At 40.0% G+C, this 22836-nt stretch carries 16 protein-coding genes and 3 pseudogenes; 13 read left to right on the top strand and 6 right to left on the bottom strand.

Annotation, left to right across the window (positions count from 1 at the left end):
* Nucleotides 1-23: 23 nt before the first annotated feature.
* Nucleotides 24-213 (top strand): annotated as a pseudogene (locus tag O2S85_RS11275) (MFS transporter); the annotation flags it as partial.
* Between the two features lie 435 nt (nt 214-648).
* Here the strand turns inward: O2S85_RS11275 and nhaC are convergent.
* From nhaC to O2S85_RS11250, 5 genes are all read right to left on the bottom strand, one after another.
* Nucleotides 649-2070 carry a Na+/H+ antiporter NhaC gene (nhaC, locus tag O2S85_RS11270; RefSeq protein ID WP_269409436.1) on the bottom strand — a complete coding sequence of 474 codons (1422 nt, stop codon included), beginning with the start codon at nt 2068-2070 and terminating at the stop codon, nt 649-651.
* A gap of 420 nt (nt 2071-2490) precedes the next feature.
* Complete coding sequence (locus O2S85_RS11265; protein WP_269409435.1) at nt 2491-3699, bottom strand: NAD(P)/FAD-dependent oxidoreductase; 1209 nt, start codon at nt 3697-3699, stop codon at nt 2491-2493.
* Nucleotides 3692-4030 carry a (2Fe-2S)-binding protein gene (locus O2S85_RS11260; RefSeq protein WP_269409434.1) on the bottom strand — a complete coding sequence of 113 codons (339 nt, stop codon included), beginning with the start codon at nt 4028-4030 and terminating at the stop codon, nt 3692-3694. The genes O2S85_RS11265 and O2S85_RS11260 overlap by 8 nt, the downstream gene beginning before the upstream one ends.
* Nucleotides 4027-4299: a (2Fe-2S)-binding protein gene (locus tag O2S85_RS11255; RefSeq protein ID WP_269409433.1), complete on the bottom strand. Its 273-nt coding sequence runs from the start codon at nt 4297-4299 to the stop codon at nt 4027-4029. Before O2S85_RS11255 ends, O2S85_RS11260 begins: the two co-directional genes overlap by 4 nt.
* A 113-nt stretch (nt 4300-4412) precedes the next feature.
* A complete protein-coding gene (locus tag O2S85_RS11250; protein ID WP_269409432.1) occupies nt 4413-6140 on the bottom strand; it encodes a sigma-54 interaction domain-containing protein in 1728 nt (575 codons plus the stop codon).
* A 154-nt stretch (nt 6141-6294) separates the two neighbouring features.
* Between O2S85_RS11250 and O2S85_RS11245 the strand changes: the two genes are divergently transcribed.
* The 12 genes and pseudogenes from O2S85_RS11245 to rpoN all read left to right on the top strand — a co-directional run bounded on the left by O2S85_RS11245 (nt 6295) and on the right by rpoN (nt 22260).
* Entirely contained in the window at nt 6295-7476 is a 1182-nt protein-coding gene (locus O2S85_RS11245; protein WP_269409431.1) for an NAD(P)/FAD-dependent oxidoreductase, read from the top strand.
* Nucleotides 7477-8514 carry a proline racemase family protein gene (locus O2S85_RS11240; protein ID WP_269409430.1) on the top strand — a complete coding sequence of 346 codons (1038 nt, stop codon included), beginning with the start codon at nt 7477-7479 and terminating at the stop codon, nt 8512-8514.
* Nucleotides 8515-9432 carry a proline racemase family protein gene (locus tag O2S85_RS11235; RefSeq protein ID WP_269409429.1) on the top strand — a complete coding sequence of 306 codons (918 nt, stop codon included), beginning with the start codon at nt 8515-8517 and terminating at the stop codon, nt 9430-9432.
* Between the two features lie 54 nt (nt 9433-9486).
* Complete coding sequence (dapA, locus tag O2S85_RS11230; RefSeq protein WP_269409428.1) at nt 9487-10383, top strand: 4-hydroxy-tetrahydrodipicolinate synthase; 897 nt, start codon at nt 9487-9489, stop codon at nt 10381-10383.
* A 104-nt stretch (nt 10384-10487) separates the two neighbouring features.
* Complete coding sequence (locus tag O2S85_RS11225; RefSeq protein ID WP_269409427.1) at nt 10488-11975, top strand: aldehyde dehydrogenase family protein; 1488 nt, start codon at nt 10488-10490, stop codon at nt 11973-11975.
* Between the two features lie 615 nt (nt 11976-12590).
* Nucleotides 12591-13756: pseudogene (locus tag O2S85_RS11220) on the top strand (acyl-CoA dehydrogenase family protein).
* A gap of 104 nt (nt 13757-13860) precedes the next feature.
* Nucleotides 13861-15000, top strand: coding sequence for an acetyl-CoA acetyltransferase (locus O2S85_RS11215; RefSeq protein ID WP_269409426.1), 1140 nt, complete (start codon nt 13861-13863; stop codon nt 14998-15000).
* Nucleotides 15001-15003: 3 nt separating this feature from the next.
* Nucleotides 15004-15402: a Zn-ribbon domain-containing OB-fold protein gene (locus O2S85_RS11210; RefSeq protein ID WP_269409425.1), complete on the top strand. Its 399-nt coding sequence runs from the start codon at nt 15004-15006 to the stop codon at nt 15400-15402.
* 188 nt (nt 15403-15590) lie between these two features.
* Nucleotides 15591-17054: pseudogene (locus tag O2S85_RS11205) on the top strand (IS1182 family transposase); the annotation flags it as partial.
* 325 nt (nt 17055-17379) lie between these two features.
* Nucleotides 17380-18939, top strand: coding sequence for a class I adenylate-forming enzyme family protein (locus tag O2S85_RS11200; protein WP_269409424.1), 1560 nt, complete (start codon nt 17380-17382; stop codon nt 18937-18939).
* Nucleotides 18940-19373: 434 nt separating this feature from the next.
* On the top strand, nt 19374-20720 hold the full coding sequence (locus O2S85_RS11195) for an MFS transporter (protein WP_269409423.1): 1347 nt from the start codon (nt 19374-19376) through the stop codon (nt 20718-20720).
* A 229-nt stretch (nt 20721-20949) separates the two neighbouring features.
* Nucleotides 20950-22260 (top strand): RNA polymerase factor sigma-54, encoded by a 1311-nt coding sequence (gene rpoN, locus O2S85_RS11190; RefSeq protein ID WP_269409422.1) that lies wholly within the window; start codon nt 20950-20952, stop codon nt 22258-22260.
* A gap of 191 nt (nt 22261-22451) precedes the next feature.
* Here the strand turns inward: rpoN and O2S85_RS11185 are convergent, their stop codons facing one another.
* Nucleotides 22452-22598, bottom strand: coding sequence for a YjcZ family sporulation protein (locus O2S85_RS11185; protein ID WP_269409421.1), 147 nt, complete (start codon nt 22596-22598; stop codon nt 22452-22454).
* Nucleotides 22599-22836 lie beyond the last annotated feature (238 nt).

The raw sequence follows: 22836 nt of genomic DNA, 5'->3' as shown, positions 1-22836 counted from the left end.
GGCATATATTTTGTACCTAAACTAGTCTCCAAACGATGAGTCTGTGGTATTTAACTAACGCGGCTGGACAAGGTATCAATGCGCAAATTGTACGTTTGGTTGGACCTGATACGGGAAATCTTGTATTTCGGTGTAATAGGGGGTCTCTCCGCTATTTTAGGTTGTATATTATTTTTGATCGCACCGAAAATTCAACGAACCATGGAAGATGTTCTGAAAGCTGCCTTGGAACTTAATTTCCGGGGAAGGGCATACTGGGACAACGCAACAGATTTGATATAATAATAGTCATATTTCTTTGTAGGAGCGATGAACCTTGGGGAAAAAGCCGTAATCCGGATGACAAGCTGGATCACAATGTGGAGGATAACCTGGTAGACATTCGGTCCCATTAATTAAACAAAAAATAAAGAAAACAAAACTATACCTAACAAAACCATAACAACTGATGCTGTCCGTTTCTACCAAGAAAATTTTAGTGGTGTGTTCGTATGTTCAGGACATATCCTCAACTGGATTAACGATACTGGGGAGGTAGGGCTTTGGGATTAATATCAATTGTGCCAGCACATTTTTTAGCAGCACTCGTGGCGTTTTTTCATGAGTGCTGCTAAAAGCGTAACCAGAATTACAATATTCCAGAAGGTTTCATAACGTTTTTTGTTCTTGATACTGGTTATCATCATTTGTCTTATTCTTTTTATCCCAGAAAAACCAACCCATATAGCCAAGTATAAAGGTAACGATCACACCGACAAAGTTGTACCACATAAAGGGTAAATACGTTAATGTTGGTATACCAAGCGTTGTTGTTAAAAATACACCCGCATCCGTCCAGGGGATCATTGGGTTTGTAACGGTACCTCCACCTTCCGAATTTCGGGATAGCACCCTACGATCAATACCTCTGTCATCATATAATTTTGCTGTCGCGGTTGATCCTGCGATTACCCCTACGTACGCGGAACTTCCGAACAAATTACCCAAAAAAGCTGTAAACATGGTAGAGAATGTTAGTTTTCCATTACTATTTTTAACCCATTTATCAAAAATATTAGCAATTTGTCTCAATATCCCTAGCTGATCCAATAAGCCACCTAACCCAAGCGATAATATAACTAGGGCAATCACGCCAAGCATGGATTCAATTCCACCTGTATTCAGTAAATTATTAAGAAAATCAGAGCTTGAGTCAATTGTAAACCCACTGTATGCCGATTCGATCGCACTAACGAAATTCATGCCTTGAAATACGATCGCCCATATAATACCTAAAAAGGAACCGAAAGCAATAACAGGAATAGGCGGCTTTCGAAAGGCAAGTAATAGAATGACAATTGCCAGAGGTAGTAGGTTATACCAGTGGATATTAAATACACTCTGTAAATCTGCCGCTGCATTTTCGGCAAGTGTTAGATCCGCTTCTTTATCTACGTAGAAAAAGCCTACAATTGTAAAGATAAGTGCTGTAATAATCATTGTTGGCACGCCTACAGGAAGCATACCCTTCACATGTTCAATAACATCTACCTTGGCTAGCGATGCCGTCATGACTGTTGTATCGGATAGGGGGGACAATTTATCTCCAACATAGGCTCCAGAGATGACGGCACCTGCTACTAATGGTAATGGGATCCCAAAACTTGCACCTACGCCCATCATGGCAATTCCAGTCGTACCAATTGTTCCGAATGAAGTCCCCGTTGTTATAGATGTTATCGCGCATACAATCATGGCAACTACTAGAAACACGTTTGGATTTAAAATTTCCAGCCCATAATAAACCAATGAAGGGACGATACCACCTGCAATCCAAGTACCGATCAAGGCTCCAACGGTAATTAAAATAAGCGGACCGGCAAATCCTTTTGCTATGCCGGCGTAAATCGCGTTTTCGAGCTCTTTATAGCTATGTTTTAGTTTTAATCCGTAACCAATCAATAAAAACCATGAAGCTAGTAACGGAATTTGAAACGAAATATTGAAAACAGCAACTGAAATCGTCATCATTGTAAGGAAAACAACAAATACAATAACCACTTCATACAATTTCGGGTTTTGCGGTTTCAAATAAACCACTCCTTAATAATTTTGTTAATTTGATCATGCTTTAAGCGCATATAAAAATAGATTCTAGCAAGTTTTCGCGCCATTCTTCTTTAACATTTTTTAATCCACGGCAACAATCACCGTCAACCGTTAGAAAAGTTTTAAGTATCCCCTTCTCATTAAATTAACTTTGTACAGATTGTAGATTAAAATGTATTTAAACCTATTTATGCAAAATTCATGCCAAGCTACTATTAGTCCGAATTATAGGATTACCACTAAAGCTTTTATGACGTCATATATCGTTTATAACGCAATGGGTAATACATTTAATGTTTTGTTTTAAATTATAAATTTTGAAACGAATACTTTTCTTCTTATTTCAGATTTGTGTTAAAAAATAGCCAGCAGTAAATTCTTAGTTTTACTACTGGCTATTTTTTATACATAGATTACTTGCTTTGCCCATTCTTCTTCCATCAGTCTTCTTCCTTTTTTCACTTCAGGATGGAACTGAATATAGGCACTATCTCTTGTTTGTTCAATTGCTTGGACAGCATCTGCTATTTCCTGATCTAATCCGGTTACGCCTCCATGTTTTGCTATGGACAATCCCGCTGTTACACCCTGGGCTGCTGCAACTTTGGCTCCTTCAATCCCAGTAATATTTCCAGCTACATATAACCCATCAAGGGTGGTTTCCATTCGTTCGTTATGTAATGGAACATAGCCGCCCAGTTCATCAATCAGATAAAATGGACACCCGGCAACTGCGGCCAGTTCAGTAAGTGGATAAAGTCCACCCGCTATACAAACAAAATCAGCTACCACCTGTTCTTCGCTACCAGCAACTACTTCGCCATTTGTATCGATGGTTGCCAAGGTGACACCTTCAACTTGTTTGTCACCATATATTTCAATGACCGCTTTTCTAAGTTGAACGGGGATATCCCACATTTTCACTCCTTTTTTAGGATAAAAGGTGGCACCAAGTTTTTTCATGAAATCGGTCTTCATAAACTTACTTCCAAGCCGCACAAGTGGGGAAGGGGCCATATGCGAGACATGCAACAATGAATCTAGCACTTCCCTTGGCTGTGCTGCATCATTTGTGATTCGATTCATGCTTGGTAATGCTAGAGAAGCCACATCAATTCCAGCTAATTGCAGCTCCATGGCAATTGCAGCGGAAAGAACATTGACCCCAATAATAACACCTCGCTTGCCAGGTTTGACTCGATGGACGTTGGTCATAACCTGGGCTGCTCCAACCGACATTACACCAGGTAATGTCCAACCCGGAATGGGGACCGGAGACTCAGCGGCACCAGTTGCCAATAGCAGATTAGTTGTCTGCAACGTTTCGTTTTCTGTATAAACCAACCATGTTGAAGCCGATTTTTCGATATTGTTGACTGATGTATGTAACCGCAATTCGATGCCAAGATCCAATGCTTGCTGATGAAGGTGTTTAGATTCCTCCCAACCATTCCACCAGTTACCATCCGGCTCTTCATATAACTGACCAAGCAAACGTCCACCGGCCATCATGTATTCGTCAATAACTAGTACATCCAATCCTTTTTCGGCACATGTAACTGCAGCTGATAATCCTGCAGGACCGGCTCCGATGATTAGTACATCATGCATTTCTACGCCCCCATTCTTTTACGGGTGACGGCAGTTGTCCACCGCTTTCAACAATCATTCCTTCTTTTAGTGGTGTCAGACAGGCACGGACACCTTGCTCACCGTCCACCGTTACCCGGCATTCGAAACAATGGCCAATATTACAATAGATCCCCCTGGGGGAGCCGCTTTCCTCGTGATGTCTCAATGTTCGGATTCCATTGGCTAATAGTGCAGCAGCGATAGATTCGTTCTCAAACCCTTGATAGACGGTATGATTAAAGGTAAATGAAACCTGTTTTCTTTCCGATAAATTTCCTAGTATTGGATGGTCTGTTATTCGCTCACTCATGATTCATCTCTCCCCAGTTGCCCAAAATGAATTGGTCGTATTGGTGGTTGATATTTTAAGGAAACTTGTTTATTATTCTTTTCGCCTGTTAAGGAAGTGGCAATTTGGTCGACCATACAACGGCAGGTTCGTCCGCCGCAGTAACCCATCCCGGCCCTTGTGCGTAATTTTAGTTCCCTTGCGGTGCATTGATATTCTTTTGCAGTCTCCATTAACATTTCATACGTTACTTCCTCGCAACGGCATACAACCATGTCTGTTTCTTTCAATCTGCATCACCCCAATTTTTCTCTTTAAGAGGATGTTCAAGAGTCCAGTTTATCCTCCTTTTTGAATGTGCTTTTTAACTACTCATGCAAGTTTCATACCAAAATGACTCGCTTCACATGTTTATATTAAGTTTTTTTATCCGGTTGTATAATGTTGCCCGGGTTACCTGTAGGTTTTTGGCACATTGCAGCTTATTGCCGTCTGCCTTTTTTAGTTCATGGGTAATGATCTCTTTTTCGACCGCCTGTAGTCGCTCACTCAGTGAACGGGTATCATTTGAATGCGGTGTGTATGAATGGTCAGCCTGGGATAATTCAATATTCTCTGTCTCAAACGGTAAATCTTCCAATTTCATTTCCCCGTCTTCCGAAAATACCACAAGCCGTTCCACCACATTTTTTAATTCGCGAATATTTCCCGGCCAATCGTGCTGTAGCAGTGCCTGCATAAGTGCCTGTGACATGCCATGGATAGGGCGGTGATATTTAATGGACACTTCATAAAGAAAATAATGGGTTAATTCGATGATATCTTCCGGTCGTATTCTCAGTGGAGGTATTTCTAAACTGACAACATTCAACCGATAATACAGATCTTCTCTGAACTTTCCGGCTTGGACTAATTCTTTCAAGTCACGGTTGGTGGCTGCGACAATTCGAAAGTCTACTTCGATTTCCTTGGTGCCACCAACCCGATAGAATTTCCTTTCTTGTAGTAAACGTAGCAGCTTTACCTGCATTTCCAAAGGCATTTCGCCAATTTCATCTAAAAACAGTGTGCCATCTTTCGCTAACTCAATCTTTCCTTTTTTGCCTTTTTGATTAGCACCTGAGAATGCCCCTTTTTCGTAACCAAATATTTCACTTTCAAAAAGGGCCGCGGGGATCGCACCACAATTAATGGCAACAAATGATGCATTTTTATCTTCCCGTAACGTGTGAACGGCTTTGGCAAATAATTCTTTTCCGACGCCACTTTCCCCGTAAATAAGGATATTCGCGTTAGTCGACGCTGCTTTTCTGGTGTGTTTAATCGTCTGTTTTAATTTCGTGCTGTTTCCTTTAATGTACTGAAATGGGTCGTCGGTTGGCCTGATTTTTTTGACCTCCTGCTCTAAAGAAAACAGTTTTTCCGAAGTATTGGACAATTCATTATGAAGGTGGATTTGGCTGGTAATATCTGTTTCTGATACAACGGCGCCGACAATCTCACCATTTAAATAAACCGGGTTGGAATTAATCAGCACGACTAGATCTTCTCGGGCGTGGTGCTGGCTGTGGTGAAGTGATGTACCGGTTTTTAACGAATTTAATAATTCCAATCGGTCTGGATTAAAAAACTCCGTAATTGGCTTGCCGATAATGTCACCTTGTTTTACCGAAAATATTTTCTCCGCACCCTTTGTCCAGTACAGAACTCGCTGGTCTTGGTCGATAACGGTGCACGATTCGTCAATAGTATGAAGAATTGTTGATGAAAAGGCTTGCAAATATTGAAAGGCAGATAAAAGATATTTAGCAAGATCTTGTGCACCAAGCAACCCAACAATTATTCCTTGTTCATTCTTTACGATAAGATTTTGGTTAAATTGCAGCTTCTTTATCACATCTTGCATGGGTTCATTGATAGCGATTTCTCCACAGGCTAAATAATGCAATTGATCTTCCTGGCTTGACACGTTTATAAGATAAGCGCCGTTATAACAAACAAATACGACTGGTTTTGCTGGCATTTTCACCATCATGATTTTTTTGATTTCGGCCGGTGTGACATCCTTTTCATTTATAATAACAATATTTTCGTTCATGATCTGTTTTAATTCCGTATGTAAAAAGGTCATGTTATCCCTTCCTTGTGTACAAAATATTTTACACTATTAAAAACATTTTTACACAAAACATTCAAAAGTTCAACATCATTTTGAGGTATTTCTATATTTTGTTTTGGCATGAAAATTGCAATACTATTTACAGCATGATGAGAGGAGGACTATCATGAATAATCAACTTCATCGAGACATTATCGTCATTGGCGGCGGGATCATGGGAGCGGCGATATCCTATTACGGTGCAAAAGCCGGTTTAGATATAACGGTTCTCGAAAAGCGAGAGTTGGCTAGTGGCACATCATCCAGATGTGATGGTAATATCCTGGCTATTGATAAGGACCCTGGCTTTGACAGCCAGATGTCCTTAAAGAGTCAACAGCTGGTACATACGTTAAGTAAAGAACTTGATGTTCCATTTGAATATCGCAATCCCGGCAGTATTTTAGTATGTGAAAATGATGCGGAAATGGAAGCAGCGGAAAAGTGGGTAAATCAGCAGCAAGAAGCTGGCCTCGATTTCCGAATGCTGGATCGGGAGGATTTACGAAATGAATCGAAATATTTTGCTGATGACCTGTATGGTGGATTGGAGTGTAAAACAGATTCAACCGTCAATCCATATATGTTAACGTTTTCTCTGTTTGATTGTGCGAAGAAATTTGGTGCAAAAATACATACCAATACAGAAGTGAAAAACATTACGAAACAAGCCTCGGGTGAATTCATGATTGAAACTAATCAGCAAAACTTTACGGCTAATAAGGTTGTAAACGCTGGTGGTGTTTGGGCCCCGGTAATCGGTGAAATGGTAGATATTCAGATTCCCATCAAACCCAGAAAAGGGCAGTTAATGGTTGCATCCAGACAGATGCCTGTTGGTTTGAGAAAGGTCATGGAGTTTGGTTACTTGATTTCCAAGTTTGGCGGGGTGAGACAGGTGGATGCGTTAACCGAAAAATACGGCGTTGCGTTAGTCTTTGAACCAACCGAAAGTCAAAATTTTTTAATTGGTTCAAGTAGAGAATTCAATGGGTTTGATACCAAAGTAAGTCAAAAGGTCACACAACTGATCGCCAAACGGGCAGTCCGATTCTACCCGAAAATGGCCGATATGGCTGTAATTCGCACCTATGCAGGACTCAGACCGTGGACAGAAGATCATTTGCCAATCATTTCCCATGTTGATGAGGTGCCAGGATTTTATGTTGCGGCCGGTCATGAGGGGGATGGCATAAGCCTTGCCGCAGTTACTGGCAAGGTGATGCAGGAAATGCTTGCAGAACAGGATACATGTATTCCAATTGAGCCACTCCGTTATGATCGCTTTAAAGAAAGGGTGACAAACTAAATGAATTTTCAGCGTCTGTTTTCAACGATAGATACCCATACAGGCGGTAATCCTACCAGAACGGTTATTAGTGGCTTACCACCATTAAAAGGGAATACCATGTCGGAGAAAATGTTATACATGAAAGAAAACTATGATTGGATTCGTAAATTTTTGATGAATGAGCCAAGGGGCCATGATGTCATGTCGGGTGCATTACTTGTTGACCCTTGTCATCCGGATGCTGATGTTGGTGTTATTTACATTGAAACGGGTGGGTATTTGCCAATGTGTGGACACGATACGATCGGAGTCTGTACCGCACTTGTCGAAGCGGGATTAATTGAATCAACTGAACCATATACCCATGTCAACCTGGATACGCCAGCTGGTTTAGTGGCGACCACGATTAAAGTAACCAATGGTAAAGCGGAGGAGGTAACATTTAATAATGTCCCAGCCTTTCTATTAAAATCGATTGACATTGAAGTTGAAACAATAGGCCGAATAACATGTGACATCGCCTATGGTGGTAATTTTTACGGGATTATTGATGCCAGAAAACTCGGTTTGGAATTAACGAAAGAAAACGCATCAGACATCATTGATAAAGCGATTACGATTCGGAATAAAATAAATGAAACAGTGGAGGTTGTCCATCCCGAGTATCCATTTATCAGTGGACTGACACATATAGAATTTTATACCGATCCGGTTCATCCCGATGCAGATTTGAAAAATACGGTTGTCGTTCCCCCCGGAGGTATTGATCGTTCCCCATGTGGGACAGGAACTTCTGCAAAATTAGCAACTATGTTTGCAAAAGGCGAAATTAAGATTGATGAGTTATTTGTATATGAAAGTATTGTCGGTTCATTCTTTAAAGCTAGAATACTAGAATTAGCAACCGTTAAGGAATGCGACGCCGTAATCCCCGAGGTTACCGGGTCAGCCTGGATCATGGGTATGCATCGTTTTTTCTACGATGAGACAGATCCACTAAAAGAAGGATTCTTGTTGATACCTCCGATGGAAATGCATGAGAAGGAGGGGGTATAAATGAATTTTTCAACGATGTTTTCTACCATTGATGCCCATGTTGCAGGGGAAGCATTCCGGATTGTCGTCCATTCATCGATCACACTGGACAAAGAAGATATCATGGCAAATCATGATTATTTGCGTACGGTGTATCAAGATGAATGTGATTTTCTATTAAATGAGCCACGAGGACATCAAGGAATGCGCGGTTGTATCACTTTACCATCAAGTGTTGCCGATGTCGGGTTACTGTTTTTTGCCCATAGTCGCAAAAAAGTGTTTTCCTATAGTGCTTTAATAGCAACGGTGACAGCCCTTATTGAGACAGGTAATTTAGCGCGAACGGAAAACGATTGCTATCGGATTGAAACAGTTAACGGGATATATACTGTTCTAGCCGCATGTACGAATGAGCAAGTCGACGCCATTTCGTTGGAAAGCAGCACCCATTTGCTAGAAAATCAATCGGACTATCGTGTTGTGGAAGTGGATGAATCCAGACGTTATTTGATAAAAGCATTACCGGATGAAATCCCAAGTATTCAACTCGAATATTTATCAGCCATTATGAAATGGGGGAAAAAGGCTGCACAGCAATACGGTAATACCTATCCCGATCTATCAGGCATTATTCTAGCTCAATCAAGCGACACCGCCTCAAACGAGGTACGTTCGATTATCTTTGACCCCGACGGAAATATTGTTCGTTCTCCTGGTATTGATAGTACGTTTGCTATCTTTACTGCACAACTTGAGGCTGGAGGGGAGCATACTAAGCTGATAAATAAAAGCATTTTTGATAGTGTATTGGTTGCAAATCTGGTCGACAAAACGAATAAACGGTTTTCTATACAAGCACAAGGATTCACGACAGGGATGCATCACTTTATTTATGACAGGGATGATCCATTGAAAAACGGATTTCTATTAAAGTAATGAGGCTATGTTTTATTTAAAATGAGTATCACAATCTTAAGGAGGAATTTGATCATGAAACAGTTAGAAGGAACATTTCCCGTATTAATTACACCGATGACGGATGATTTTGAAGTAGATTACGAGGGCCTAAAGAAAAACATTGACCATTTCGTAAATGAAGGTGTTTCGGGGATTGCAGTAAACGGGAGTACAGGGGAGTTTGTTAGTCTGACCAAGGAAGAACGCTATAAGATAGCTGAAATAGCTGTCGAACAGGTAAATGGTGACATTCCAGTTATTGTAGGAACGGCCGCTGAAACAACAACGGCTGCCATTGAATATACCAAGCAGGCGGAAGCTGTCGGTGCGGATGCTGCTTTATTAATTAATTCGTATTATGCCCATCCAAAAGATGAAGAGATTTATGAACATTTTAAAGCGGTTGCTGATGCTGTCACGCTTCCTGTTATGCTTTACAATAACCCGTTTACGTCCGGGATTAATATTGGGACAGAAACAGTATTAAATGTGGCACGAAAGGTTGATAATATCACACACATTAAAGAATCCAGTGGTGATATCAGTAAAGTTCGGGATATTACGAGACAGGGAAAAGGATTTCTTAAAACATTTTGTGGTGCAGACAATTTAGCATTAGAGTCGTTTTTAGTTGGGGCAACTGGCTGGATTTCTGTTGCAGCAAATATAGTACCACGCTTGGCAGCTGATTTGTATAATAGTGTGAAAGAGAAAAACATGGATCGAGCCTGGGCATTATATGATGATTTGCTCCCGTTATGCAACTTACTTGAGGGGGAAGGAAAGCCGGTACAAATCGTAAAGCGAGCCATGGAACTGCAAGGTTTTGCCGGTGGGCCGTCACGTAAACCAAGACTTCCTTTATCGACGGAAGAAGAAGCAAAATTAAAAAGCGTCTTAAACAACTTAATATCAGTTCAGCAATCATGATGCAAACATTCACTATCGTGCGAAACTATTAGTCTGGCAAAGCAACCAAAATATTCTTGGATGCAGAAACAATTGGTGATGAATGAAATGAGGAGGTTTTTTCCTTGGCTACAAAAGAAATCGTTTTAAAGTCAAAAGTAAAAGATTTTTTACAAGGTGAAAAGGGACTTTATATTAACGGATCTTATGTACCGTCCATCAGCGGGCAGACATTTGATGTGATCAACCCGGCAACGGAAGAGTCCATTGCAAAGGTGAGTGAGGCAAAAGCAGAAGATATTGACGCTGCTGTTGGTGCAGCGAAAGAGGCATTTGATTATGGAGAATGGACAAAGATGGAAGCAGCTGAACGCTCGCGCCTTATTTATAAGTTTGCCGATTTACTTGAAGAACATAGAGAAGAACTTGCACAGCTTGAAGCCTTAGATAACGGTAAGCCTTATAAAATGGCATTGGAAGATGATGTAGATGGAACGGTGGAGCATTTTCGCTATTATGCGGGATGGGCGACGAAAATTACGGGAAAAACGGTAAACGTATCTCCTGATTATTTGAACTATATCGTGCATGAACCAGTTGGTGTGGTTGGCCAGGTCATTCCGTGGAATTATCCGCTTGCAATGGCTGGATGGAAACTTGGGTCTGCTTTGGCGGTTGGATGTACCATTGTTATTAAACCAGCTGAAAATACACCGTTATCTCTGCTTTATGCAGCAAAATTATTTAAAGAAGCGGGTTTTCCGGATGGTGTTGTCAATGTTGTACCAGGGTTTGGCGATGTAGCAGGCGAAGCACTTATCACGCATAAAGATATTGCGAAAGTGGCTTTCACCGGATCAACAGCTACCGGGAAGAATGTGATGAAAAAAGCAGCCGATGATATGAAAGGAGTGACGTTGGAACTTGGCGGAAAGTCACCCAGTATCATATTAGAAGATGCAAATCTCAAGGAAGCGATTGAAGGTTCTTTTAATGGGACCATGTATAATCATGGTCAAAACTGTAGTGCAACGACACGTGTATTTGTTCACCGCAGTCATTATGATCATGTTGTCGAAGCATTAGCGGAACGTGCTAAGGCTATGAAGCTAGGATCGGGTCTGGATCCAGAAACAGATATGGGACCGCTTATTTCCGAAAAACAGCAGAAAAGGGTACTTGATTATATTGAAAAAGGGAAAGTGGAAGGAGCACGTTTGGTTACAGGCGGAAAGAAAGCTTTTGATAAAGGTTATTTCGTTGAGCCTACGATCTTCGCCGATGTGGAAGATGATATGACGATTGCTAGGGAGGAGATTTTTGGACCAGTGATGGCTGTGTTCGTCTTTGATGACGTAGAAGAGGTCATCAAGCGGGCTAATGATAGTGATTATGGTTTAGCAGCTAGTGTATGGACCGAAAATATTCGAACAGGTCACTATATTGCTGGCAAATTGCAAGCAGGTACGGTTTGGGTAAATGATTTTGGCTTAGAGCTTGAAACAATGCCTTTTGGTGGCTATAAAAAATCGGGTATTGGTAGAGAAATGGGCGGAGAATATGGTCTGGCAAATTATACTGAAATTAAAAGTGTCTTGGTAAGAGTGAAGTAAAAAGACCCTATGTGAAATTAACTAGTGAATAAAAGCAATAGAACGGATACAAAATGCGTACGTATAAAATATACAAAAGTAATAAGCGTTTAAGTAAATCCAAAGCAAGAAAAATACCGGGGCCGGGACAAAACCTGGTCTGTCCGTGAGGGGGCAAAGAGAAAGTAGAAAATGAATTAGGATTTGCATTTATTGCGGTAAACTTGAGGAAGTACACCGCCATAAACACAAATCAAACAATAGATAAGGAAAATCGTTCAATGAAAATGGTTCCGATCATCAAAAACCGATGATCGGAACCATTTTTAAGTTATTTTGGGCTAGTTATGTCTCGGCCGCCCCTATTTAATGCTTGCTCATTTCAAAATCTGCAATTTTTTGAGGAAGAGGTCAAGCATAAAAAAATTTATTAAATTCATTAAAAGCGCTTTCATTTTGATTTGAGAGATGATATAATATTTTTAAAATTTGGATACCAACTAGTTAGTATCCAACTAATACTAAACAGTCAGTAGTTTGATGTGAATAATAAAAGCTTTCCAAACATTTAACCTTTTTATTTATCAGTCAAAGGTTGTTCTCCAATATTTATATCTAACCAAGGAGATGAATAGAATGGACTTTACTTTAACAGATGAGCAAAGAATGGTGCAAAAAACAGTAAGAGATTTTGTTAATAAGGAATTAAAACCGTTGGAACAAGAAGTGTTAAAGAATGAAAGAGAAGGAAAACCAGGCATTACAAAAGAAAAAGTAAAAGAATTACAGGAAAAGGCAAAAGAAATTGGTTTCTGGGGAATCAATACACCAGAAGAGTATGGTGGAGCAAATCTTGGAGCAATGATGTCTGCATTAATTGCTATGGAGATGGGACGTACATTTGTACCGTTCAGTTTTGGTGGTTCCGCCGATAACATTCTTTACGATTGTAATGAGGAACAAAAAGAAAAATATTTGTACCCCGTTATTAATGGTGAAAAAAAATCCTGTTTTGCGATAACTGAACCAGGAGCGGGTTCTGATGCTAAAAGTATTAAAATGCCTGCAGTAAAAGATGGAGATCACTGGATATTAAATGGAGAGAAGGTATTCATTACTGGGGGAAATGAAGCAGATTTTGTCATGGTTTTTGCGGTAACGGATAAAGAAAAAGGAGCAAATGGCGGGGTAACTTGTTTCTTGGTTGATCGTGATATGGGTTGGCGCTCTGAATATATTCACACAATGGGTGAATGGGGACCAGCGACATTAATCTTTGAAAATGTACGTGTGCCTGAAAAAAACATATTGGGTGAAGTAGGTGAAGGGTTTAAGCTGGGATGAAATGGATTGGAAATGGTAGAATTATGATTCCGGCTCGTGCAGTGGGTACTGCTGAAAGACTACTGCAAATGGCCATTGACTATTCTCAAACGCGTGAAACATTTAGAAAACCTATTGCAGAAAGGCAAGCCATTCAATGGATGATAGCAGATTCTGCCGTGGAAATTGAAGCTGCAAAGTGGATTGTGTTACGTGCAGCATGGATGGCCGAAAAAGGACTTGACGCTCGTCATCAGTCGTCTATGGCAAAATTAAATGGAGCAATTATGGCCAATCAAGTGGTCGATCGTGTACTGCAAATTCATGGTGGAATGGGTTATACGAAAGAGTTACCAATTGAAAGATGGTATCGTGAATTACGTTTAACTAGGATTTTTGAAGGTACGGATGAAATTCAACGCCGTACCATTGCGAGAAATTTATTAAAAGGATATGTAAAAGTAGGGGAATTATTATAAGTCCATGCCGCCTTTAAGAAAAACGATTTATTTGATTTCGTTACTTGTCTCATAATACTTTAAATAGTCAAAAATACAGTGTGTTTTTGGAAAGGTGGATATGAATGAAATCTGATAGAACTGCTGCAATCGTTGGTGTTGCAGAATCAGACTTGGGTAAAACGCCCAATAAAAATGTGTTGCAGCTGCAAGCACAAGCGGCAAAAGTTGCTTTAGCCGATGCCGGTCTAACAAAAGACGATGTTGATGCATTATTTACGGCTGGTAATTGGGCCTGGGCACCTAGTCTGATGCTGGCAGAGTACTTAGGCATTGATACCAAATATACGGATTCAACAAACATAGGTGGCTCTTCATTCGAAGCACACGTAGGGCATGCGGTGGCGGGAATTGAGGCGGGATTATTCGAAGTAGCATTAATTACTTATGGAAGTACCAATCGTACAAATCCCATGAATTCAACATTTCGTGCACCTTTGACAGCACAGTATGAACTTCCATATGGGTTGCCGACACCTGTTGGCGCATATGCCTTGGCAGCAACAAGACATATGCACCAATATGGAACAACGTCTGAACAGTTGGCAGAAGTTTCTGTTGCAACGAGAAAATGGGCATCGATGAATGAGAAGGCCTATAAAAGAGAGCCGATAGAAATTTCGGATGTACTTCATTCACGATATATTGCAGAACCTCTTCATCTACTAGACTGCTGTTTGGTTACTGATGGAGGCGGCGCTGTCATAGTCGCGTCAAAAGAAGTTGTTGCGCGAACGAAGAAAAGACCTGTTTGGATTTTGGGACACGGGGAAGCTAATTCCCATAATACGATTGTTAATATGCCTGATTTAACGGTTACTAGCGCTCGTGAATCAGGACAAAGGGCGTTTGAAATGGCTGGCGTTTCACGTACAGAGATTGATGTAGCGGAAATTTACGATTCCTTTACAATAACAGTCCTTCTTACTTTGGAATCTCTAGGTTTTTGTGAACCTGGAGAAGGCGGAGCTTTTGTAAGCGGTCAGCGAACTGCACCCAGCGGGGACTTCCCTATGAATACAAATGGTGGTGGATTGTCGTACGGTCATCCTGGTATGTATGGAATATTTCTCCTCATTGAAGCAGTACGCCAACTAAGAGACGAATGCGAGGCGCGTCAAGTAGATAATGCAGAAATTGCCTTAGTCCACGGTACTGGAGGAGTCTTATCCTCTACTTCAACTGTTATTTTAGGGAGGGATTAAAGAATGAGTCAAAAGATCTCCAAGCCAGTAACTGATGAAGAATCCCGGCCATTTTGGGAAGGTCTTAACAACAAGGAATTATTAATACAACAATGTGGTTCATGTGGGGAGAATATTTTCTACCCGCGCTCCATTTGTCCGTATTGTTTTTCAGAGGAAATTCAGTGGAGGAAGGTCACTGGAAATGGGAAAATATACAGCTATACAGTAGTACACCAAGCATTTGGTCCATATAAGGAAGAAGTTCCATTTGTTGTTGGTATTGTTGAACTCGATGAGGGCGTAAGGATGATGACTCGTATTATAGGAGATAGAGAGCAAATCGAAGTGGATAAAGAGGTGACAGTGCTATTCGAACAAATAGACGATGACTTCACTCTTCCATATTTTCAACTAGTCTGACACCGTAATTTCAAAGTTGGATAAAATTGAGGCTGGGACAAAACTCCAGTAAATAAAAATTAAGGCGTAGGAGCTTACACTAAAAAAAGTGTAGGCCCCACGCCTTTTTTGACATTATTTTAGTAAACAAAAAGGACACCTTTTGATAAAATTAAAGTAACTACACAATAATTTATGGAGGTGTCCTTATGTTTAAACATTATACCATGAATCAGGTAGTTTTGCCGCTAGATTTAGAAATTAAATTGAAAGAGAATGATATTGCTTTTGCGATCAATGATCTTGTCGAGAGTATTCCGGAAGAAGCTTTCGAGGATTTCTTACGACAAACTGGGCGTCCTGCCTACCATCCTCGTATGATGTTGAAAATCATTTTGTGTGGGTATACGCAATCCGTGTTTTCTGGTCGTAAAATAGAAGCTTTATTACAGGATAGTATCCGTATGATGTGGTTGGCTCAAGGACATGAACCCAGCTATCGCACGATCAATCGATTCCGTTCTAATCCACACAGCGAAAAGTTATTGCGTGAATGCTTTGTCCAGTTCCGAAATCAGCTCGTGGAAAAGGAAGTGATTGAAGAGGAAGCCATTTTTATTGATGGTACAAAAATTGAAGCGAACGCCAATAAGTTCACCTTTGTGTGGCGGAAATCCGTTGAAAAATATAGTGATAAGCTAATCGAAAAGTCCAATCAACTGTATGATGAGCTGTTGGAGAAGGAGATCATCCCGGCAATAGAGCGAGAAAATGAAGAGGAACTTTCCGTCAAAGAAATGGAAGAAGTAGTCGAAAAGTTAGATGATAAGGTTGAGGAATACGATAAAAAAATCGAAGCTTGTGAGGTTGGTAGCGAACGAAAGAAAATCCGTTCCGAACGTAAATTTCCAAAACAAGCCCGGAAGCAATTTATGGATTTCATCACTCGTAAGCAAAAGTACCAAAACGATATGGAGAAATTCGGGGACCGTAACAGTTATTCAAAGACAGATCCGGATGCGACGTTTATGCGCATGAAGGACGACTATATGAAGAACGGTCAATTGAAAGCTGGTTACAATGTCCAGATTGCAACGGAAGGTCAATACGCGCTCGCTTACGATGTTTTCCCAAACCCGACGGATACACGCACTTTAATTCCTTTTCTCGACTCGATTGAAGAAAACTTTTTCGAACTGCCGGAACACATTGTCGCGGATGCCGGATATGGCAGTGAACAGAATTATGAAGATATCATCGAGAATCGAAATCGAACGCCACTTATTACATACAATCAATATCGAAAGGAGAAGAAAAAGAAGCATAAGGACAACGCTTTTCATGTAGATAATTGGGAATATAATGAGGAGGAAGATACTTTTCTGTGCCCAAATGGACGGAAAGTACGGTTTAGTCATCATTCCAAACGAACAGACAGGTACGGATTCACCCGTGAATTTAAAGTGTACGAATGTGAGGACTGTTCGGGCTGTCCACTCCGCAATTTATGCACGAAAGCAAAAGAAGGAAACAACCGAAAAGTCTACATGAATGAAAAGTGGGAATCCCAAAAAGAATATGTACGTGCGAAGCTTTCAGACGAGAAAACTGGTGAAATTTACGGAAAACGTAAAATCGATGTAGAACCAGCGTTCGGCTTTCTGAAGGCCAATAAAAAAGGTTCCAAGCAAACTTTTGATTTGCTTGGAACCTTTTTATTTACTATTTTTGGCTAGTTATGTCCCAGCCTCCTTAAATACTTACTTGGAAGTGAAGTAGATGAAATGTAAAAAAGTGTTCATTTTACTCGGGATTCATCATGTTTGACTTTAATTATCATGCTGGTTATTACGGAAAGAAAGACAAATTCATTTGCCGAAAATAAGAGAAAAATTTCTGGAAGCAGTTAGTACTATTTTAAAAGTATTTTAATAATCATATATTGTAAACGTTTACAATCAATGAATTAAAATATTGGAAACTTATTGGAGGGTCAAGATGCTTCTTACAGAGTTATTAGAAAAAAATATTAAATCATTTGGTGAGTATTCTCTTCTCCATTATGGGGAGAAGTCTTACACAAACGTTGAGACTGAGAATATGGCAAGAAAGGTTTCCTGTCTAATAGATTCACTCGGAATAGGGGCAGGTGAACGGGTATTGGTTTGTATGCCGAACTGTCCAGAGGTTATTTTTTCGTATCAAGGAATTTTACGCTCAGGAGCTATAGTTGTTCCTGCAATGCATCGCCTTCATGAAAAGGAAATTAATTATATTTTGGAAGACTCGGAAGCGAAGGCCATTGTTACTTCTTCATTTCTTCTAAGTAAAATGGTAAAGGCTACGGATGGGTTAAGTTTAATGGAGAAACCAAAAATTATTTGTATTGACGCTCCACACGCGGAAGATTTGGGGAAGGAGAACGATGTAGAAATTATTGAATGGCAAAAAGCACTCAAAAATGTAGATATAAATAAGGAGAGGCGGACAGATTTAACAGAAAGTGATGTAGCAGTGATACTGTATACTTCAGGAACTACTGGAAAGCCAAAAGGAGTAATGCTTACACATAAGAACTTATATGCAAGCGCTTCGAATAGTGCTGCTCTGAGAGATAATGATAAACGGGGCACTACTTTAGGTGTCTTACCCTTGGCACATATTTACGGGTTTGGAGTAATGAATGGTTTATTTATACAAGGGAATTCAGTCGTCATCTTTTCTAAATTTGATGCTGAAGAAGTATTTAAAGCTATTGAACGATTTAAAGTGAGCTCCTTTGCTGCGGTTCCAGCTATGGTTCATTCGATGGTATACAATCCAAATGCCGATAAATATGATTTGTCCTCTTTGGAAACGGTCGGATCTGGATCTGCGGCATTACCAATTAGTCTGAGAAAAAAATTCCTTGAACAATTTAATGCGGAAGTACATGATGCATATGGATTGTCAGAAGCATCACCAGGGGTTGCGGGTCAGCGTAAAGATATGCCAATTAAGGAAGGTTCAGTAGGGTTACCAATACCTGGTGTAAAAATTAAAATTGTAGATGAGAAAGGTAATGAACTATCTCCTGGAGAAGTTGGAGAACTATTAGTTCAAGGGGATAATGTTACTCCAGGTTATTTCCGAAATGAGGAAGCAACAAGAGCAGCGCTTAAAGGTGGATGGCTGCATACTGGTGATTTGGCCAAGATCGATGAAGATGGTTATTTATTTATTGTTGACCGAAAGAAAGATTTGATTATACGTGGGGGATTTAATATTTATCCACGTGATTTGGAAGAATTATTGACAAAACATGAGGCTGTATCAGAAGCAGCAGTCATTGGGGTACCATCTGAACGAATGGGAGAGGAAATACTTGCGTGCGTTGTTAAAAAAGACGGGGTGGAAGTAACGGAGCAAGAATTGATTGATTATTGTCAAATACACCTTGCCAAATACAAGACGCCCCGACAAGTAGTTTTTGTAAATGAACTTCCAAGAAATGGTGTTGGAAAAATATTAAAAATGCGTTTGAAAGACATGTATCAAGATTATAAATTTCCAGTTTAGTGGATTGGATATTATTAAAAAAATGTACCCTAATCGATATAAAAAAGCAGTGATTACATTTGTTTTTGAAATTAAGTGTACTTGACCTTTTACTGGAACGTAAAGAAATTATAGCTGGGAAGGAAAAGGGTGTGTACAGATATAGTCTTGTTCAATAGCAAGTGTTCTAAACATAAATCAGTTAGCTTTTTTAGGAGTTTTAGATAATAGATGATGAACAAAAACATCAAATTAATCTAGTAGCATAAATGGTTATTTCAGTCTTTACCAATTTGTGAGAAGGCAGGGGTATCAATCACTCATAGACAGTGGCGAATTTGAATAGCTGAAGAGATAGTGTCTATGTCTTATGAGAGAATGGATATATCTATTTAGAGATTTACTGACAAAAAGGCATTAGTTAGTAAAAAAATAGAACAAAGTGAGGTAAACCAATGGCTAGAAAATTATTTTATGAACGTGAGCTTACCACTTACCCCATAGGAAAAAAGAGAGCTTGGTTTTTGTTTATCGTGATTCTCGCCAATTTTATTGCGGCGTATGAGGCGCAAATTTCCCCAGTCATCCCGATGCTTATGGAAGATCTTGATATGAGTCTGACAACCTATGGATTGATTGCAGCAGTTTCTGTAGTATTTGCCGGTGCATCTGCCTTAATATTTGGACCATTAGCTGATCGATACGGCCGAGTCAGATTCCTTGTGCCGAGTTTGATTTTGACGGGAATAGTTGTCTTTAGTATGGTATTCGTTCAGTCGGTTTTGGGGCTGCTTTTAGTTCGAATTATTTTAGGCGTTGTAGAAGGTGCATCAATTAGTACAACGGCAGGGTTGGTTCGCGATTTTTCACCACGGATGGGGCGTGCTGTGGCTTATGCATTATGGACATTTGGTCCTGTTGGTTCCAATTTTTTTGCCAATGGATTAGCGGGTTGGACACTTCCTATTTTTGGTACATGGGAATCCCAATTTTACATTCAAGGGTCGATTGCTCTTGCCTCGGCAATTTTTATTATGTTTTTTATCTCAGATTTGTCACCGCAATTACGTGAGCAGATCATTACGGGGAATGAAGATGCAAAGGAAATAAATAAAAAGATCAAGGAAAAAAAGGAACCAGAAGAACAGAAAAAGGGAGGAATGCTGTCGGTTCCACATATTTTAGCATTAGGTATTGGAATTTCCCTGTTTTTGACAACATATCTAACCATTCAAGCCTATGGTGCCACCATGTTAGAACAAGGTTTTGATCTAAGTAATTCACAGGCAGCAGCCGTTGCAAAGTATTTTTGGCTTTTTAACCTGTTTACATTACTAATCGCTGGTTGGATTTCCGATCGGCTAATGCTCCGTAAAATTGTATCTTTAGTGGGGGCTATTGCAGCGGTTGTTTATATGGTATACTTTGCGACGCTTTTTGGATCATCAATTCCAGAAGGACAGTTAATGATTTATACCTCTCTTTTAGGAGGACTTATAGGAATCGCTTATGGACCTTGGATGGCTTTGTTCTCAGAAAATGCTGAAGACATCAAAGCATCTTTACAAGCTTCTGCGTGGGGGCTATGGGGGTTTGCGGTAAGAGTTGTTGGTTTTACTGTAACATTACTGGCACCAATTATCGTAGCTGGATATGGTTGGAGCGCTTGGATGTGGGTTGCCGCAACTGCAGGAATGATATATATCCCGCTTTTGTTTATGGGAAAAGGACCTTGGTTCCGTCATCAAATAAATAAAGAAACTAGCGAGACTACTTTGTCTTCCGTAGAATCAATTAAATAATCAATCTCGTTTTGTTTGCAGTCCTATAAAAATAGCGGTCTGTCTATTCGTATAGAAGACTGCTATTTTGTTTCCATAAATAATTTTGTCACAATTACATTAAAATATGTTAAAATGAAGATAATAAAGCAATTCATTTTATTGGCGATAATTTCGTTCAAACATAATATAATGGTTATGTAAGCGGATTCAGATTTGAGGAAAGCTATAACAAAGGAAGTGAAGTAGGATGGAGCTTGTTCTTCAACAAAAACAATCGTTGAATCTTGTGATGACAACTGAATTACGGCAAGCAATACAGCTTTTGCAATATTCCACGTATGAGTTGTATCAGTTCATCCAGGATCAGCAGATGGAAAACCCTTTAATTGAATTGGAGGAAAAAGTTCCGGACAACCCATATCCTGAAAAATCGTATCGCAGCGTAAACAATAATAACGATCATAACCCATTTGATTTTATTCCGGAACAAGAACAAGGCATGCGTGAACAATTGCTTGAGCAAGTACAATGGCTTGATGTGACAGAGTCTGAACGCGACCTGTTGCATTATCTGATATTAAATTTGGATGAGAATGGTTACTTGCCTTTAAATACAGCGGAGATTGCAGAAGATATTTCTGTAAGTGAAACCGTTATCGATAAAGGCGTAGAATTGCTGCAACAGTTGGAACCAATTGGTGTTGGTGCAAGAAACTTACAAGAATGTCTACTTTTGCAGGCCAGATATTATTATCCTGATCAGCCCGTTTTGGAATGCCTGATTTCCGAGTATTTGGATGACTTGGCAAACAAAAAATGGCAGGATATCGCCAAGTATTTAAATATCTCTTTGGCAGATGTGAAGCAAATGAGCGATATTATTCAACAATTTGATCCAAAACCATGTGCACGGATTAATAATTCCCAGGCGGATTATTTGCATCCGGATATTGTGGTTGAACAAAAAGGTGATGGATTTTCGGTTTATTTAAATGATGGTTATTTGCCACATATTCGCTTGAATCCACAATATGCCGAATTTCTGACAAGCAAAAATGAAGCTGCAAGTTATATGCAAAATAAGTATAAAAGCTATCAATGGCTGGTGAACAGTCTGGAACAACGCCGCTCAACAATCTTAAAAATTGTTGATGTGATTATCAGACGGCAGCATGATTTTTTGCTTCATGGATTTTCTGCATTAAAACCGTTGACATTGAAAGATGTTGCCGAGGAAATTGACATGCACGAATCAACTGTTTCGCGTGCGACGATGAATAAGGTCATTCAGACACCTCAAGGGGCGTATGATGTTCGCCGTTTATTTGCTTCCGGGCTTACGGCTGATAACGGTGATTCCGCCTCACAGGCAACTGTAAAACTGTTACTAAAAGATTTGGTTGGAAAAGAAAATAAGCAAAAGCCATATTCCGATCAAAAAATTGCCGATTATTTTAAAACGAAAAAAGGAATTACCATTTCCCGCAGAACCGTGGCGAAATATCGGGAAGAGCTTAAGATTCCGTCATCAAGCAGGCGAAAAGAAATTGAGGTATGATCATAGGTCTTCGTAAATACTGTTTTGCTTCGTGTGTATACGTGGGATTAAATGCGTGTAGGCGTTTTTTGCGCCAATTACAAGCGGTTTCTGATCGTTGTATGAAGAATGGAGGGGAAGTGAATGAATTCAGCTTCCCCTAATAACAAAATGCTTGTGCTAAAAACATCAGCACAAGCGAAATTGTTTAACTAGCAGTAGAAGGCAGTTCCTACAATAATTAGAAGGATGAACAGAACTACAATTAGCGCAAAACCACAGCCACCGCCATAACCGGCACCACCACCGTAGCCGTAACCACCACAGCCACAGCCGCAGCCGCCACCATATCCAAACATGGTAATTCACCTCCTGAATCTTTACAGTTATACTATATGTGTCCCCGGAAAAAGTGTATAGACGTTTTCATTAGATCTTAAAAACGCAATAGAGAAATTGTTTTCAAACCGTTTTAACCGGTAGTAAGTCCCTGCGCTCATAATTTAAGGGAAAACGAGGGAAGGTAATAAAGTGCCAACCGCAAATCAAAAAAGAAATATGCAAAGGCTAATCGCAACTCTCACATGGGAGGCAGCA

The organism is Lentibacillus daqui (genome assembly GCF_027186265.1).
GTDB classification, from domain to species: domain Bacteria; phylum Bacillota; class Bacilli; order Bacillales; family Amphibacillaceae; genus Lentibacillus_C; species Lentibacillus_C daqui.
This window is presented reverse-complemented; position numbering and strand designations above follow the sequence as displayed.